This window comes from Streptomyces sudanensis (assembly GCF_023614315.1).
GTDB lineage: Bacteria > Actinomycetota > Actinomycetes > Streptomycetales > Streptomycetaceae > Streptomyces > Streptomyces sudanensis.
In genome coordinates this window covers 2,650,795-2,651,872 of record NZ_CP095474.1, presented here as the reverse complement: position 1 = coordinate 2,651,872, position 1,078 = coordinate 2,650,795, and the positions used below count along the sequence as shown (strand labels likewise).

The 1,078-nt window shown below is 76.0% G+C and carries 1 protein-coding gene; it reads left to right on the top strand.

All coding sequences use genetic code 11. The features are described 5' to 3' along the window. A partial coding sequence (locus MW084_RS12265) for a PTS transporter subunit EIIC (RefSeq protein ID WP_275563592.1) occupies nucleotides 1–1,078 on the top strand: 1,078 nt, incomplete at both ends.

Here is a 1,078-nt window from a genome sequence, read left to right as displayed (position 1 = left end):
GGCCCCGGCACCCTTACGGGCACCGCCCCCGGCGGGGAGGCACGCCCGGTCCGCCGCGCCCTGCGCCGCGTGGCGAACGTCTTCATCCCCCTCATCCCCGCCCTCATCGGCTGCGGCGTCATCGCCGGCCTGAGCGGCCTCCTCGTCAACCTCGGCGCGCTGCCCTCCCTCACCCCCGCCCTGACCGCGATCGCGTCCGGCTTCATGGCGCTGATCGCCGTCTTCGTCGGCCACAACACGGCGCAGGAGTTCGGCGGCACCCCGATCCTCGGCGGCGCGGTCGCCGCGATCGTCGTCTACGCGGGCGTCGCCAGGATCGAGGTGTTCGGGCAGCAGCTGTCACCCGGCCAGGGCGGGGTGCTGGGCGCGCTCGCCGCGGCGTTCCTCGCGACGCGCGTCGAGAAGTGGTGCCGCCGCCGCATCCCCGAGGCCCTGGACGTCCTCGTCACGCCCACCCTCACCGTCCTCGTCGCGGGCCTGGCGACGGTGTACGGGCTGATGTACGCGGCCGGGAAGGTCGCCTCCGCCATCGGCACCGCCGCCGACGACCTCCTCACCCACGGCGGCGCGGCGGCCGGGCTCCTCCTCGGCGGGCTGTTCCTGCCGCTCGTCATGCTCGGCCTGCACCAGGCGCTGATCCCGCTGCACGCCACACTGATCGAGCAGCAGGGGTACACGGTCCTGCTGCCGGTCCTCGCCATGGCGGGCGCCGGACAGGTGGGCGCCGCGCTCGCCGTGTACGTGCGGCTCCGCCGCGCCGAGGACCTGCGCCGCACGATCCGCTCCGCGCTGCCCGCCGGGCTGCTGGGCGTGGGCGAACCGCTCATCTACGGCGTGACGCTGCCGCTGGGCCGCCCGTTCGTGACGGCCTGCGTGGGCGGGGCGGTCGGCGGGGGAGTGGTCGGCCTCTTCGGGATGGCGGGCGACAAGGTCGGCTCGACGGCGATCGGCCCGTCCGGCTGGGCGCTGTTCCCCCTGCTGGACGGGCCGGGCGGCCCCCTCGCCACGGTCGCCGCCTACGCGGCCGGCCTCTTCGCCGGGTACGCGGCGGGCTTCGTCGTCACGTACCTCTTCGGCC